We start from the raw sequence: 15438 nt of genomic DNA, 5'->3' as shown, positions 1-15438 counted from the left end.
TTATTATTTTCTAACGTTAATAAAAATTACGCTATCGCTGTCACAAGCCATTCTTGAAGCTCATTAAGCTCTATTTTATTATTAGGATAACGCTGAATGAGTTGCTCAATCAGCCCTTTTAGAGACTCTGGTGTATAACGCTGCCCTACCAACATCTCTGATAACGCTTCTAATGGTGCAGGATCTAAACTGTCTGTATATATTTGGCTTCTAATAACATTGCCACGCTCAATATCAAAATGCAGCTCAACTCCCCCCCATTTAAAACGATTATCTAAAAGATGTGAAAATGCAGGCGCTTGCCCAAAATTCCATTCCCAACTACTTTGTTTAGTGAACGTTTCTTCAAAACCGGGTAAATCAGGTAATTTTTGCGGTGAAATAATCTCTGCTTCTACTCGTTCACCATAGTATTCAAAAAAGCTTTCAGTGATAGTTTCACAAAGTTTTTCATGGGTAATATTAGGTTTGAGTTCGACCAAATTAGCCACTCGGGAGCGTACAGAAGTGATACCTTTAGCTTGAAGTTTTTTCGGATCTGGATTGAGGTAATTAGCTAATCTAGATAAGTTAGCATTTATTAATAATGTACCATGATGAAAACCACGATCTTTCGTCTCTTTATAGGCTGATCCAGAAACCTTTCTTTCACCATCATCTTGGGGAACCACTAAATCGTTACGTCCTGATGCCGTAGCATTAATACCCGCTTTTAATAATCCATCAAGAATAATTTGAGTTGAAATCGTTTTATTATATTCTGGCTTTCCTGCCATAAAGGTAAAACAGGTATTGCCAAGATCATGGAAAACCGCACCACCACCACTTGAGCGGCGAGCTAATTTCACACCATCTTCATCCATTTTACGGGTATTACACTCTTTCCACGGATTCTGTGCTCGACCAATAACTACCGTATTATCGTTACGCCAAAGAAAAAGTACGCGTTGATCAGCGGGCATTTGTCTAAAAATACACTCTTCAACAGCAAGGTTAAACCAAGGATCATAAGACTCGGAAATTAACAGACGCAATTTGCCTGACATAAGGAATACCTATATGAAGAAAATAAGGTATAAGATACCATAACTCTCAATATATTCGGCTGTTAAATGGCACGAAACTACAATCGGCGAGCTTGCCAAAATGTCTTTTTCCAATAGACATTATCAAGGGATGAACGAGTTACCCCTTTGCTAGTTGATGCATGGATAAATGTGTTATCAGTATCATAAATACCGACATGAAGCCCATTTTCACCACCACCAGTTTTGAAGAAAACTAAATCACCTGGCATTAAATCACTTTTACTGATTTGTGTACCATATTTGGTTTGATCAATGGTCATTCGAGGAAGCTTTATATCAAAGCGATCACTGTAAGTTTTATACACAAAACCTGAACAATCAATGCCGGAAGGCGTCATTCCACCATAGCTGTATGGCGTACCATACCATTGCTCAAGTTGCGATTTTAATTGCACTATAACCATGATGGGATCGGAAAGTTGGGTTTTTAAGGGAGGCGCTGGTGGAATGCGCTTAGACGGGCTAGATGAACATCCAGCCAGTAGAATAATACAGAGTAAGAAAGGATAAAAAACAGACTTTCTCATTACATCCACCCTTATTGTTACCATAGATTTTAAAATCTATCTGCTTTTTTAAGCAAAAACAAGTTATTGAAGATGAATGAGTGATGATTGATAGTATAAATCGCACAATTAACAACGGGGAGTAGAAGATAAACTCTACAATCATTAAGTTAGTGTGTTTGTGCTTCTTTCGTTTTTTGGCTTATTAACCACACACCAATCATGATAAATGCGACACCCACTGTTTTTGTCCATGATGGTGTTTCTTGAAACCAAGGTAATATTACTGCAAGAATATAAACGAACACATAACTCAAGCTGATCAGCGGATAGGCTTTATTTAACGGAATAGTACGTAAAGTGAATAGCCAGCAAACCATAGAAAGGACATAACCAATAAGGCCAGCAAATACGATAGCGAGTGGCGTTACATTTGCCCATAACCATGAGAAATCAAACCACTGCTTTTCTAGCTGTAAAGCGGGTAATTCGGACATGCCAAACTTTAGCAACAATTGAGCTACCGTTACCAATAGTGCACTTCCTACCGCCCATAGATAGCCCTTCATGTCGGCATACTCATTAACACAATACCCATCATAATTGACGCAATACCAACCCAATGTTTGATATTAACTGGCTCTTTATAAACAAATTGGCCAATAAGGGTCACTACAATAAAGTTAATACTCAACATTGGGTAAGCAACACTTAAAGGAAGGAGCTGTAATAATCGGAGCCAAAACAACATTCCTAAACCAAGCATAGCAATTGCAACAAAAAGCCAGAAAACCGTTTTTCTGGCTTTTGTTAATGAGTCACTTTGCCAGCTAACCACCGCTTGTTTTTGACATACTTGTCCTATACAGGTCAAAAAGCTCACGATTAGCAATAAAACAAATGACATTAATTACGCTTCTCATAAGTTAAAATAGCAACTCGATGATTTGTCACCAGCTCTTCAGGTCTTGGTAATTGTGCTAATTTTTTAGGATCTTTAAAGGTAATAACTACTGAAACATTCCCTTCTTTTCTTGCTTCTTCTAACCACTGAGCAAAATTATCAGGTTTAATTAATTTATGCTGAGAATCTGGATACTCTTCAACACCATAAGTTAATTCGCCTGTTCTTTCATAAAGATAAATATCGCTACGCTGTAATTCCCACGCTAATCCTGCGCCGACACCAACACTATTGCTCACAATGTATTTGCTTGCGTTTAATGTCTCTATATTTTGGCGAATAAATTCTTGAGGTAATTTTCCATCCACGCTGCTATTTGGTATTGCCTGACCGATACATAAGCTTACGCCTAGTGAACAAGACGCCGCCCATAACCAGTGTTTTCCATTAAGTGTAGAGCAAAGATAACCAATAATGCCCCATAATGAAAATGCCACTATAGCTAATACCCATTTAGACCATTCATATGGCATATAAATAGGTTTTGAAGAAACGAGCTGGATAACTAAAATAGCGATAACAACAGCGACACCAATAAAGATGTTGATATAACCGTTAATACGCAGCGCTTTCATTCTAAATTTGCGTGCGCAATCTACGCCATATTTCGCCATTAGCATTGCTAGTGGTGCCATAAATGGCAGCATATACGTCGGTAGCTTACCCTTCGCAATACTAAAAAATAAGAACGGAACAACAAACCAGCATAATAAGAAGAATAATTCAGGACGTTTACGTCTTTTCTTCCAAGCGCCCATTAATGCGCCCGGCAGTAATCCGAGCCAAGGGATCACACCTAATAAGACAACTGGGATATAGTACCAAAATGGAGAACTATGTTGAGCATCTTCACCCGAAAAACGCTGAATATGTTCAACCCAGAAGAAGTAATGCCAATAATCCGGCTCTGCTTTAGCAATAGCCAATGCCCACGGCAAACTAATTAATGCCGCACTAAATACGGCAAGTAAGCCATAGAGCAACATTTGCGTAAATTGTTTTTGATACAGCGTGATAGGTATCATAACAATGACCGGTATAGCTAACGCTAAAAACCCTTTGGTCATAAATGCCATACCACATGCAAGCCCTAATGTTACCCACGCTAATATTCGTGTTTTTACTGTGGTAGCTTTAAGCGCCCAAAAACAGCAAACCATACTCGCAGTAACCCAAAGTGCCAACATAGGATCTAAAACACTGTAAGTACCTACGCTAAACACTAAGAACATGGATAAATAGATTAAACTAGAAACAAAAGCGACTTGACGGTTACGCCACATCATTCTTGCCAATAAATAGACAAGTAATGTGCTTAAGAGAATAGAAATAACAGAGCCAAAACGTACAGCAAAATTGGTGTGACCAAAAATTAATTGGCTAACATTATTGATCCAATAACCTGCAACGGGCTTCTCAAAATAGCGAATATCGAGCATATGAGGAACAATCCAGTTCCCGCTCACCACCATTTCACGGCTAATTTCCGCATAACGGGTTTCATCTGGTTGCCATAATAACCGGCTGTTCAATGGAAATAAGTAGGTAAGAACAAAAAAAAGAGCCAAGAGGATGGCCCCGATTTTACTCGCCCGGTTATTCAACATAGTTTCGTTAGACCTCTTGTTGGCACCCTAACCAGCCTTCTCGACCTGGAAAGTCAGATCGAACAACTTTACCCATCGGAAGCGTTTCTTTATCTAGTGGTAATAAATCGCTTAACGGACAGAATTCGATGCCTTCATTTGCAATCATTGCCAGTAGCTGCTCAAATTGAGCGGCTTTTGACATTCCTTCAACTTCGGTGTGGATAGTATAAACAGGTATTCCACTGTCTTTTTTGATTTCATCAATAATAAATTGATTAAAATCTTCATCCTTTACCTTTGTACCAACGACTTCATCATAAGTTGGTAATGTTACTGGAATTTGCACCGTACCGATAGAACCATTTTCTAAAATAGGTCTAAAAGGATGCGTTCCTCGACAATCGCTATTGTAATCGAATTGAAAAGTTTCTTTAACTGTTAATACGCGTTCATCTGCTCGCCACCCAGCAACTGCCGAACATTTTACAGGGTTTTCAAGTGCGTTTTCCAGTGCTTCAACACCTAAACGAACTTGTTGCATTAATTCTTCTGTTGACCAACGCCCGACTTTTGCTTGCCAACCTTGATGATCCCATGAATGCAATCCAACTTCATGTCCCGCATCTTGGGTTTCTTTCATCAAATAACCTAAATTTTTAGCAATTTTTTTACCCGGCCATGCTGTTCCTGCTAATAAAATATCTAAGCCATACAGCGATGCAGCATTAGATCTCAGCATTTTCCATAAAAATTTGGGCTTTAAAAGGCGCCATAAATGACGCCCCATATTATCTGGACCCACACTAAAGAAGAAGCTGGCATGAATGTTATGTCTGGCGAATACATCCAGCAATTGTGGAATACCTTGTTTCGTTCCTTGATAAGTATCCACATCAACTCTCAAACCAACTTTCTTCATTATTTATTCCTATTTAGTGCCTAATTCTTCAACTGCGCCACGTAAGAAGAAATCTAATGTTTCTTCTACTGTTTGACGAGTTTCAATACTTGGTTTCCAATCCAATAAACGCTCTGCGTTTTTAATGCTTGGCTTACGGTGTTCAACATCTTGGTAGCCTTTGCCGTAGTAACTGCTACTTTCAATTTTCTTGAAGCCTGCAAATGGAGGGAAATGACCACGTAACTCATGTTTTTCAAAGCAATCTAACAGCATTTCTGCTAATTCGCGAATACTTGCTTCGTTAGTTGGATTACCGATATTGATAATTTGACCATCACATTTGTTATCACGGTTTTCAATAATACGGAATAAAGCTTCAATACCGTCATTGATATCAGTGAAACAACGTTTTTGCTCACCACCATCAACCAATTTAATTGGTGAACCTTCAACTAAGTTCAGAATTAATTGTGTGATTGCACGAGAACTACCAATACGCGCTGAATTTAAGTTATCTAAACGAGGTCCCATCCAGTTAAATGGACGGAATAATGTAAATTTCAGATCCTCTTTGGCACCATAAGCCCAAATAACTCTGTCTAATAACTGTTTAGATACAGAGTAAATCCAACGTTGTTTATTGATTGGACCAACAATCAGACGTGAATTATCTTCGTCAAATTCTTTATCATCACACATACCATAAACTTCTGATGTGGATGGGAAAATAATACGTTTATTATACTTAACGCAATAACGTACAATTTTTAAGTTTTCTTCAAAGTCTAATTCAAATACACGTAATGGATTACGGGTATATTCAATTGGCGTTGCAATAGCCACTAATGGCAGAATAACGTCACATTTTTTAATGTGGTATTCAATCCATTCTGTATGAATGCTCACGTCACCTTCAATAAAGTGGAAGCGTGGATTACCAATAAAGCGCTCAATTGCAGAAGAACCGATATCCATACCATAAATATCATAGTTACCATCTTTCAATAGGCGCTCTGTTAAATGGTTACCAATAAAGCCATTCACACCTAAAATCAGAACACGTTTACGACGTTTAACTTGTGCCGTCGCTTTTGGTCCAACACGAACATCGGTCACAATACCCATTTCAGCCGCTAAACGACTTCCTTGAACATAAAGACCATTTTCGCTTTGACCAGTAACAACTTCAATTGCACCTTTCGCACATGCAATCACTAACGGCTCTGTTGAAATAACAGTACCAGGGCGTTTGCCTTGATTATCAGCAACAGCGCGTGAACGCCAGATAATCATTTTGCGTTCACCTAAGAAAGTAAATGCACCAGGGTATGGTTCTGTAACAGCACGTACTAAATTGTGAACTGTTTTTGCATCTGCATTCCAGTCGATTAAACCATCATCAGCGCAACGGCGGCCAAAATAAGTTGCTTGGCTTTCATCTTGTACAGTTGTTGAATAATCACCTGATGCAATATGCGGTAATGTGCTAGAAAGTAACTTATCAGCGGCTTCTCTTACTTTTTCATGTAAAATCAGAGAAGTATCATTATCTGCAATGGTAACTTTTTCTTGAGCAACGATATCACCAGCATCAGCTTTCGCTGTCATTTTATGCAGAGTAACACCTGTTTCTGTTTCACCATTCACAATCGCCCAGTTAATTGGTGCACGACCACGATATTTTGGTAATAAAGAACCGTGTAAATTAAATGCGCCTTTAGGTGCCAAATTCAGGATCTCATCACTTAACATGTGACGATAATAGAAAGAAAAAATGACATCAGGTTTCATTTCACGAATACGTTCAATCCACAATGGATGATTGACATTTTCGGGTGCAAATACTGTCAATCCCATTTCTGCACTCACACGAGCAACAGATGAGAAGAAATGATTTTCATTAGGATCGTCAGTGTGGGTAAATACAGCTTGGATGTCATAGCCTGCTTTTTCAAGTGCTTTTAAACCAACACAGCCAATATCGTGATAGGCAAATACTATTGCTTTCATTAGTCTTTTTCCTGATCTTCGTTGGGTTTATTAACGCCAACCACTTTTTGGATAAAATACCGAGGACGCGCTCTTACATCATTATAAATTCGGCCTATATATTCACCTAATAAGCCCATTGCAACGAACTGCGCTCCGATAAACATAAATAAGATTGCGAAAAGTGTAAATACACCTTCAGCGGCCCACATTGCACCGAAAATAATACGTAAAATAATCAACAGTAAGGCTAAAACAAAGCCAGATACAGCGATCACACTGCCGACGATGCTTAATAAACGTAATGGTGCCGTGGTAAGACAAGTTAATAGGTCGTACATTAAATTAATAAGCTTTAAAAAGCTGTATTTTGAATCGCCATATTCACGTTCTGCGTGTGCGACATCAATTTCAATAGTACGACGAGCGAATGTGTTCGCAAGAATTGGAATAAATGTACTTCTTTCGTGACACTGTAACATCGCTTCAACAATGTGGCGACGATAAGCACGCAACATACAACCGTAGTCTCCCATAGAGCGACCCGTTGCTTTAGTGATCATTGAGTTGATCATTTTTGAAGCGGTTTTACGAAACCATGAATCTTGGCGGTTGCGACGACGAGTTCCGACAACGTCATACCCTTCTTCAGCAGTCGCAACAAGTCTTGGGATCTCTTCAGGTGGATTTTGTAAATCAGCATCCAAGGTGATCACTAAATCACCATCAGCTTGATTAAAACCGGCCATAATTGCGGAGTGTTGACCGTAATTACGGTTTAAAATAATTGCAATAACGTGATTTTCTTCAATTGCAGCCGCTTCTTCTAACATCTTAGCTGAATTGTCACTACTGCCATCATCAACAAGGATCAGTTCATATTCTTGTTTTAATTGTTTACAGCTCTTAATTGTACGTTCTAAAAGCTGAGGAAGGCTCTCTTCCTCGTTATAAACGGGGATTACAACCGATACTTTCTTGATTTCATCAAATGTTGACACTTAAATATGCTCCGAAAGAATTTCATTGATCGCATCTACAACGCGAATAACATCTTCATTATTCATATCAGGAAACAGTGGCAGCGAGCATAACGTTGCAGAGTTCCATTCTGATTGAGGAAGGGATAAAGAAGGATAGCGCTCACGATAATATTTTTGTGTGTGCGCAGCACGGAAATGAAGCCCTGTACCAATATCTTTTTGCTTCAATTTCTCCATAAAGGCATCACGATCGATACCACAGGCATTTTTATCTACTCTCACCATAAATAGGTGATTTGCATGTAAATGTGAATATTCAGGGACACTCAACATTTCTAATGAAGAATCTTTGAGTTTTTCACGATACAGTGCAACTAACTCAGCACGTTTAGCATTCATTTCATCTAAACGTCTTAATTGCACCACAGCAATAGCTGCATGAATATCAGATAAGTTGTATTTGTAACCAGGTTCAACAACTTCTGCTTGAGGTTTACGACCTTGAATTTGTCTATCAAAGGCATCTACCCCTAAACCGTGGAATTTTAAGCAACGTACTCTATTAGCCAATTCGTCATTATCAGTAACAACTAATCCTCCTTCTGCACAAGTTACGTTCTTAATTGCGTGGAAAGAGAAAATGGAGGTTCCTTTTTCACCAATCCATTCATTTTTATAGCGAGTACCAATAGCATGCGCTGCATCTTCAATAAGAGGGATTCCTGCATCTTGTGCAACTTTTCTTAATGCATCAAGATCGCAAGGTGCACCCGCATAATGAACCGGAATAATTGCTTTCGTTCTAGGTGTAATCGCTTTTTTGACATCTTCTGCACTCACCATCAAAGTATCACGGTCAACATCAATCATCACTGGCTCTGCACCAAGTAATGTAATGATGTTCATCGTCGAAACCCAAGTTTGTGATGGTGTGATAACTTCATCACCAGCGCCAATTCCCATCGCCATTAAAACAACATGCATACCCGCAGTGGCAGAGCAAATTGCGATAGCATGTTTGCTACCAAATTTTTCACAAAAATCTTGCTCTAATTGATGATTTTGAGGGCCTGTTGTAATCCAACCTGAACGCAGTACATCCTCAACGGCTTTGATTTCTTCATCGCCAATCGCAGGGCGAGAGAAAGGAAGGAAGTGACTCATAAAAATGTAGCCTAATTAATGAATGAATGAATGAATAAAGAAAAAACAATTATATACAAACTATTGTTCACCGACATCCGTCTTATTAAGAAAACATTAAAGAAACCTTAATAATTACTTGGGGATAAGCTTAACAATAGCCATATTATTGTAAAACCCGCCAATCAATATGATCAACATCATTGATGCACTTGATATTTGTATTAAATGTAGTTGATAATAATTTTTCGTCCAATAAGAGTACAGATGCGCCAGAATTAACCAAATATCCATTTTTTATGAGCCAAACTCTGTTTGCTTTTTGATAGGAATGATTCAAATTATGTGTACTCATAATAACGGCACCACCTTGTTGGCAAAATTTATCAACCCACTTATCCAAAATTGCCAACTGTACGACATCTAAGTTATTCGTTGGTTCATCAAGTAACATTAATTTTCCTTTTAAATCATAACTTGACCATAATTGGATAAATGCACCAACAATTCTAACCCTCTGCCATTCGCCTCCTGATAAATGATGAATGTTTTTTGACAATAATTTGTCAATTTTAAAATCATTTAACAGCATATTTAATTGCTGAACATCCATTTTTGACAATTTATGATATAGCGAGAGATAATGAAAAACAGGCATAAATGATAAAGCTTCCAATTGTTGTATAACAATGCTCTGCATTCTAGAAAGATCATCATATTTATAATGTCTTATTGAAGTTTCGTTTAGAATGATTTCACCATTAAATGGAAGCTCTCCCGCGATCGCCATTAAAAGTGTGCTTTTTCCCGCGCCATTTGCGCCAATTAAGTGGACACGTTCGCCATAATTTATTTGCTCTGTAAATGCGTTAAGTCGATTATTAACACTTAAATTATCAAGTTTAAGTAACGCCATATTACAAACGCCCCATCTCTTTTGTTGCCAATAACCAGATAAATAAAGGCGCACCAAGCGTTGCTGTAATCACACCTATAGGAACTTCTGCACCATTTAAAATCAAGCGAGATAATAGATCAGCAAGCAATAACAATCCGCCACCAGCAAGCGCACATGCTGGTAATAACGTTTTATAATGAGTTAATCCACACAGTCTTAATAAATGCGGTACAACAAGTCCTACAAAGCTTATAGCGCCCGCTAAAGCAACACTCAACCCTATCAATAACCCAACGGCTAAAATAAACCAATTTCGCCATTGGTTAACGGATATACCTAATTGCTTTGCTCTGAATGAACCTAGAGATAAATAATTAAGAACATCGGCTTGTAGAATAAGAACTAAGACAATGGGTATAAGAGCCCAAAATAAGATTTGATGACGCCAATCAATGCCACTAAAACTACCCATTAACCAATACATTAATTGTCTTAGATCCAAAGCTGAACTGAAATAAACCAGCCAAGTCATTATCGCGCTTGCCAGAACACCTAATGCCACACCAATTAATAGTAACTGAGCATTGGACAGCTTTCTTATGCGAGTAAAAAACATTAATATGAGAGTAATTCCTAATGCACCGAATATCGCTGCACCACTTATTAACCAAGGGCTTAAACTAATTTGTAAAACAATGAGTAATACAACACACACTCCCGCACCACTACTTACTCCTAGTAATCCTGGCTCTGCAAGTGGATTTTGGAATAGAGCCTGCATAATGGCACCAGCAATTGCTAGGCTGGCACCAACAGTCACAACTGCAAGTATCCTTGGTAAACGGATCTGCCAAACAAATAGATGGGCTTCATCTGTTAACCATTGATGTGGAAATAGCGTAATCTCACCAACAGAGAGGGAAAAAATAAACAAGAAACATAATACTAATGCCATTAGAAACAGCTTTTTTCTGTCATCAATGCGTTGTCTTTTAGTTAATTTAATCAGTGGATTAACTTCTTTATTCATTTCATTCCCTATCCATGCAACAACGGCTCTTACTGTTTTTATTTATAAAATAATTTTTTAGTAACATAACATGTTCGCATTCAATGATGAAAAACTAAATTTAGAACATGTAAGCCTGTCTCTAATAATGAAGAAAAAATTGAGATTAACTATCACTGTGTTGATACAGGCAAGAGATAAAAAGAAAGAGTCAAAATAAGAAATGAGAATAAAAAGAAAGACAGTGAAAAAATAAAAACCTTCCATCCAAATAGAAATATCTATTCAGACTATATTGATAAATATAAATACCCCAATGCGTTTATCATCAAAATTAAATACAGATAATAATGATAAAAAAACGGCTTTCAAAGAAAGCCGTTTTGGATGTTTTTTAAATCTTACTCTTTTGGTGTCGCGCTCTCAACCCGGCTTTTTAACTTTTGTCCTGGGCGGAAAGTAACAACACGGCGAGCTGTAATAGGAATGTCTTCCCCAGTTTTCGGATTACGACCTGGGCGCTGATTTTTATCACGCAGGTCAAAGTTTCCGAATCCAGACAGTTTCACCTGTTCCCCATTTTCAAGAGAACGACGCACTTCCTCAAAAAAGGATTCTACAAGGTCTTTTGCATCGCGTTTGCTAACACCAAGTTTTTCAAACAGATTTTCTGCCATTTCAGCTTTTGTAAGCGCCATAGGTCTAGTCCCTCAAGGATGCTTGGAATCGCTGTTTCAATGCTGCTACACAGTTATTTACTGTTGCAGCAATCTCATCTTCTTCCAGTGTATGCTCGATATCCTGCAAGATTATGCTAATAGCGAGGCTTTTATAGCCCTCTGCTACTCCCTTACCACAATACACGTCAAATAAGTTTATGCCAACTATTTGATTTCCGCCAACTTTCTTACATTCGGCTAAAATATCCTCTGCAGCAACGTCATTCGGAACAACTACAGCGATATCTCTACGATTCGAAGGGTAACGAGAAATTGCTTTTGCTTGTGGTAAACTGCGATTTGCAATTGCATTCCAACGTATTTCGAATACTACCGTACGACCGTTTAAGTCAAGTTTACGTTCAAGCTCTGGATGAACAACGCCAATACAGCCAATATATTCATTTCTCAGATAAATCCCAGCACTTTGTCCCGGATGAAGTGCTGAATGATTAGCTGGTTTAAATGTAATTTCATCTAGCTGGCCTGTCAATTCCAGAATTGATTCAATATTACCTTTCAAATCAAAGAAATCAACAGTTTGCTTATCTAAACTCCAATGTTCTTCATAACGGTTGCCCGCGATCACACCAGCTAACATAAGTTCCTGACGTATTCCATATTCTGCTTGATTATCAGGAACAAAACGCAGACCTGCTTCAAATAACCTAACTCTAGATTGTTGACGATTCTGATTATATACAGTCGTAGTCAATAATCCGGTTAATAAAGACAGTCTCATTGCTGACATATCCGCTGAAATTGGATTAGGCAGAATTAATGCTTCTTCATTTGGATGTAATAAAGATTGGATTTTAGGATCAACAAAGCTATAAGTAATTGCTTCTTGGAAGCCGTTATCTACTAGCATTGTTTTAACGCGTTTTAATGACAAGTTCGCTTCGCGATGATTAGTCATCACCAAATCAGCGCGTAATGGTACATCAGGAATATTGTTGTAACCATAAATACGAGCAACTTCTTCAATCAGATCTTCTTCGATTTGAACATCAAAACGCCATGAAGGAACTGTTGCTAACCAACCATCATTTTCAACAGAAACGTTGAAACCTAAACGAGTTAATGAATCCAGAACTTGTGCATCATCAATCACGTGACCTAATAAACGGTCTAATTTTTTACGTGTTAATTTGACTGGTGCAATATTCGGTAAATGTGCTTTATTGGTTACATCAATCACTTCACCAACTTCACCACCGCAAATTTCTAACAGTAACTTAGTTGCACGCTCAATTGCGTTGTATTGCAGCTCAGAATCAACACCACGCTCAAAACGATGAGAGGCATCAGTATGCAAGCCGTAACGACGTGCGCGACCTGTGATGGATAATGGAGAGAAAAATGCACATTCTAAGAAAACATTTTTTGTTTCTTCATTAACGCCTGATGATTCACCACCGAAAATACCTGCCATACCTAATGCTTGTTTTTCGTCAGCAATAACTAATACATCTTCTTTTAATGTAATTTCATTGCCATCAAGTAAAGTCAGTTTTTCACCTTCTTTACCCATACGAACAACAACAGCACCTTCAACGCGGTCAAGATCGAACGCATGTAGAGGTTGACCCATTTCAAGTAGAATTAAGTTGGTAATATCAACAATTGGGTCAATAGAGCGAATGCCCCCACGACGTAACTTTTCTTGCATCCATAAAGGTGTTTTTGCTTTCACATTCATATTAGTGAAAACACGACCTAAATAACGTGGACACGCTTCTGGCGCTTCAACACGCACAGGGAATGTTGCTGAAGAAGTTGCCGAAACAGGCGACATATCAGGTACTTGGCATTCCATTTTATTGATAACAGCGATATCACGAGCAACACCTAAAATACCTAAGCAATCAGCACGATTTGGTGTAATGCTAATTTCAATTGCATTATCGTTTAATTTTAAGTATTCACGAATATCCATGCCAATAGGTGCATCAGCAGGTAATTCAATAATACCTTCATGATTTTCTGAAATTGCTAATTCAGAAAATGAGCACAGCATACCTTCAGATGGTTCGCCACGTAGTTTTGCTGCTTTAATTTTGAAATCGCCTGGTAATACAGCCCCAACTGTTGCAACCGCAACTTTTAGACCTTGGCGGCAGTTAGGTGCGCCACAAACGATATCGAGTAATCTGTCACCGCCTACGTTAACTTTTGTTACACGTAATTTATCGGCATTAGGGTGTTGTCCACATTCAACAACTTCACCTACAAACACACCGTGAAAATCACCAGCAACAGCTTCAACGCCATCAACTTCAAGGCCAGCCATTGTCAGTTGTTCAGAAAGCGCTTCGCTACTAATCGCTGGGTTTACCCACTCACGTAACCAAAGTTCACTGAATTTCATGAGATAATCCCACCTTATTTAAACTGTTTGAGGAAACGAAGATCGTTTTCGAAGAATGAACGCAAATCGGTGACACCGTAACGTAACATAGTTAGACGTTCCATACCCATACCGAACGCAAAACCTGAATAAACTTCAGGATCGATACCTACATTACGTAATACATTTGGGTGAACCATACCGCAACCCAACACTTCTAACCATTTACCATTCTTACCCATTACATCGACTTCTGCTGAAGGCTCTGTGAATGGGAAATAAGAAGGACGGAAACGAATTTCCATATCTTCTTCAAAAAAGTTTTTTAGGAAATCATGTAGTGTTCCTTTTAAATTGGTAAAGCTAATGTCTTTATCAACAATTAAGCCTTCAATTTGGTGGAACATTGGTGTGTGAGTCTGATCGTAGTCATTACGATATACGCGACCTGGTGCGATGATGCGAATAGGTGGCTGTTTATCTTGCATGGTACGAATTTGTACACCTGATGTTTGTGTACGCAATAAACGCTTTGCATCAAACCAGAAAGTATCGTGGTCGGCTCTTGCTGGGTGATGTGCAGGAATATTCAACGCATCAAAGTTATGATAATCATCTTCAATTTCAGGGCCCGATTCTACAGAAAACCCTAATTCGCCAAAGAAAGTTTCAATACGTTCAATTGTACGAGTTACTGGGTGTAGACCACCGTTTTCAATACGGCGACCAGGCAAAGATACATCGATCTTCTCAGCAGATAAACGTTCGTTTAATAATGCTGATTCAAGATGATCTTTACGAGTATTCAGCGCTTGCTGAACCTCTTGTTTAGCCTGATTAATGACAGCCCCTGCAGCTGGACGATCTTCCGCGGGTAAGTCGCGCAGCGTGGACATCTGAAGCGTTAAATGACCTTTTTTCCCCAAGTATTCAACACGAACCGAATCCAGCGCAGCAACATCCTGTGCCTCTTCGATAGCTGCTTTAGCTTGAGCAACGAGTTCAGCGAGATGTGGCATCGTTTCCTCTTCCTTTGACCTGATGAGGTCTATTAGTTGTTATCAATGATGACGAATAAAATTGCCCTTTTTGGTTTCTAACCCAGTATTGGGATCTGAAAACAAAAAAGCCTCCATATTGGAGGCTCAGGCGCTACTTTTCGTTTCTTTTCTTACGCGCAAAAGCCCCCTTGAATTAGGCGCTAAAGTAAAAAAAGAAACGGAAAAAAGCGATATTTAACATTGATAGTGTCTCTTAAAATATTAACTTATTGAATTTATATCATTAAGCCACAAATTT

At 38.6% G+C, this 15438-nt stretch carries 15 protein-coding genes and 1 other annotated feature; all 15 genes read right to left on the bottom strand.

Going from position 1 to position 15438, the window contains the following annotated elements:
* Positions 1–26 precede the first annotated feature (26 nt).
* Positions 27–1046, bottom strand: a complete 1020-nt coding sequence (locus CBE70_RS02700) for a lipoate--protein ligase A (RefSeq protein ID WP_100158103.1) — start codon at positions 1044–1046, stop codon at positions 27–29.
* A 77-nt stretch (positions 1047–1123) separates the two neighbouring features.
* The gene (locus tag CBE70_RS02695; protein ID WP_036937364.1) at positions 1124–1615 is read right to left on the bottom strand and encodes a C40 family peptidase; all 492 of its coding nucleotides are present in this window, start codon (positions 1613–1615) and stop codon (positions 1124–1126) included.
* Between the two features lie 149 nt (positions 1616–1764).
* Positions 1765–2163: a 4-amino-4-deoxy-L-arabinose-phosphoundecaprenol flippase subunit ArnF gene (gene arnF, locus CBE70_RS02690; protein ID WP_100158102.1), complete on the bottom strand. Its 399-nt coding sequence runs from the start codon at positions 2161–2163 to the stop codon at positions 1765–1767.
* Positions 2160–2501 carry a 4-amino-4-deoxy-L-arabinose-phosphoundecaprenol flippase subunit ArnE gene (gene arnE / locus CBE70_RS02685; protein WP_100158101.1) on the bottom strand — a complete coding sequence of 114 codons (342 nt, stop codon included), beginning with the start codon at positions 2499–2501 and terminating at the stop codon, positions 2160–2162. Before arnE ends, arnF begins: the two co-directional genes overlap by 4 nt.
* The gene (gene arnT, locus CBE70_RS02680; protein WP_100158100.1) at positions 2501–4165 is read right to left on the bottom strand and encodes a lipid IV(A) 4-amino-4-deoxy-L-arabinosyltransferase; all 1665 of its coding nucleotides are present in this window, start codon (positions 4163–4165) and stop codon (positions 2501–2503) included. The genes arnE and arnT overlap by 1 nt, the downstream gene beginning before the upstream one ends.
* A gap of 7 nt (positions 4166–4172) precedes the next feature.
* Complete coding sequence (gene arnD / locus CBE70_RS02675; RefSeq protein WP_100158099.1) at positions 4173–5066, bottom strand: 4-deoxy-4-formamido-L-arabinose-phosphoundecaprenol deformylase; 894 nt, start codon at positions 5064–5066, stop codon at positions 4173–4175.
* A 9-nt stretch (positions 5067–5075) separates the two neighbouring features.
* Complete coding sequence (arnA, locus tag CBE70_RS02670) at positions 5076–7058, bottom strand: bifunctional UDP-4-amino-4-deoxy-L-arabinose formyltransferase/UDP-glucuronic acid oxidase ArnA (RefSeq protein WP_100158098.1); 1983 nt, start codon at positions 7056–7058, stop codon at positions 5076–5078.
* Positions 7058–8038, bottom strand: a complete 981-nt coding sequence (arnC, locus tag CBE70_RS02665; protein WP_100158097.1) for an undecaprenyl-phosphate 4-deoxy-4-formamido-L-arabinose transferase — start codon at positions 8036–8038, stop codon at positions 7058–7060. The genes arnA and arnC overlap by 1 nt, the downstream gene beginning before the upstream one ends.
* Complete coding sequence (gene arnB / locus CBE70_RS02660; protein ID WP_100158096.1) at positions 8039–9184, bottom strand: UDP-4-amino-4-deoxy-L-arabinose aminotransferase; 1146 nt, start codon at positions 9182–9184, stop codon at positions 8039–8041.
* A 145-nt stretch (positions 9185–9329) separates the two neighbouring features.
* The gene (locus tag CBE70_RS02655) at positions 9330–10079 is read right to left on the bottom strand and encodes a vitamin B12 ABC transporter ATP-binding protein BtuD (RefSeq protein ID WP_100158095.1); all 750 of its coding nucleotides are present in this window, start codon (positions 10077–10079) and stop codon (positions 9330–9332) included.
* A gap of 1 nt (position 10080) precedes the next feature.
* Positions 10081–11091, bottom strand: coding sequence for a vitamin B12 ABC transporter permease BtuC (gene btuC / locus CBE70_RS02650; protein WP_100158094.1), 1011 nt, complete (start codon positions 11089–11091; stop codon positions 10081–10083).
* Positions 11092–11471: 380 nt separating this feature from the next.
* Positions 11472–11768 carry an integration host factor subunit alpha gene (ihfA, locus tag CBE70_RS02645; RefSeq protein ID WP_023582381.1) on the bottom strand — a complete coding sequence of 99 codons (297 nt, stop codon included), beginning with the start codon at positions 11766–11768 and terminating at the stop codon, positions 11472–11474.
* 4 nt (positions 11769–11772) lie between these two features.
* Entirely contained in the window at positions 11773–14160 is a 2388-nt protein-coding gene (pheT, locus tag CBE70_RS02640; RefSeq protein ID WP_100158093.1) for a phenylalanine--tRNA ligase subunit beta, read from the bottom strand.
* A gap of 14 nt (positions 14161–14174) precedes the next feature.
* A complete protein-coding gene (pheS, locus tag CBE70_RS02635) occupies positions 14175–15158 on the bottom strand; it encodes a phenylalanine--tRNA ligase subunit alpha (RefSeq protein WP_006537109.1) in 984 nt (327 codons plus the stop codon).
* Between the two features lie 100 nt (positions 15159–15258).
* Positions 15259–15382, bottom strand: a sequence feature (Phe leader region).
* Positions 15334–15381 (bottom strand): pheST operon leader peptide PheM, encoded by a 48-nt coding sequence (pheM, locus tag CBE70_RS18660; RefSeq protein WP_120655563.1) that lies wholly within the window; start codon positions 15379–15381, stop codon positions 15334–15336. It overlaps the preceding feature by 48 nt.
* Positions 15383–15438: the final 56 nt, after the last annotated feature.

Origin of the sequence: Proteus columbae (assembly GCF_002777965.1) — a bacterium.
Classification (GTDB): Bacteria; Pseudomonadota; Gammaproteobacteria; order Enterobacterales; family Enterobacteriaceae; genus Proteus; species Proteus columbae.
The sequence above is the reverse complement of the archived record's forward strand: the minus strand, read 5'-3'. Positions and strand labels throughout refer to the sequence as shown.

Coding starts and splice junctions, on each gene's coding strand:
- CBE70_RS02695 (WP_036937364.1), bottom strand. CDS start 1,615: ATGAGAAAGTCTGTTTTTTATCCTTTCTTACTCTGTATTATTCTACTG.
- arnD (WP_100158099.1), bottom strand. CDS start 5,066: ATGAAGAAAGTTGGTTTGAGAGTTGATGTGGATACTTATCAAGGAACG.
- btuC (WP_100158094.1), bottom strand. CDS start 11,091: ATGAATAAAGAAGTTAATCCACTGATTAAATTAACTAAAAGACAACGC.
- arnF (WP_100158102.1), bottom strand. CDS start 2,163: ATGAAGGGCTATCTATGGGCGGTAGGAAGTGCACTATTGGTAACGGTA.
- ihfA (WP_023582381.1), bottom strand. CDS start 11,768: ATGGCGCTTACAAAAGCTGAAATGGCAGAAAATCTGTTTGAAAAACTT.
- arnB (WP_100158096.1), bottom strand. CDS start 9,184: ATGAGTCACTTCCTTCCTTTCTCTCGCCCTGCGATTGGCGATGAAGAA.
- pheS (WP_006537109.1), bottom strand. CDS start 15,158: ATGCCACATCTCGCTGAACTCGTTGCTCAAGCTAAAGCAGCTATCGAA.
- pheT (WP_100158093.1), bottom strand. CDS start 14,160: ATGAAATTCAGTGAACTTTGGTTACGTGAGTGGGTAAACCCAGCGATT.
- arnT (WP_100158100.1), bottom strand. CDS start 4,165: ATGTTGAATAACCGGGCGAGTAAAATCGGGGCCATCCTCTTGGCTCTT.
- CBE70_RS02655 (WP_100158095.1), bottom strand. CDS start 10,079: ATGGCGTTACTTAAACTTGATAATTTAAGTGTTAATAATCGACTTAAC.
- arnE (WP_100158101.1), bottom strand. CDS start 2,501: ATGTCATTTGTTTTATTGCTAATCGTGAGCTTTTTGACCTGTATAGGA.
- CBE70_RS02700 (WP_100158103.1), bottom strand. CDS start 1,046: ATGTCAGGCAAATTGCGTCTGTTAATTTCCGAGTCTTATGATCCTTGG.
- arnA (WP_100158098.1), bottom strand. CDS start 7,058: ATGAAAGCAATAGTATTTGCCTATCACGATATTGGCTGTGTTGGTTTA.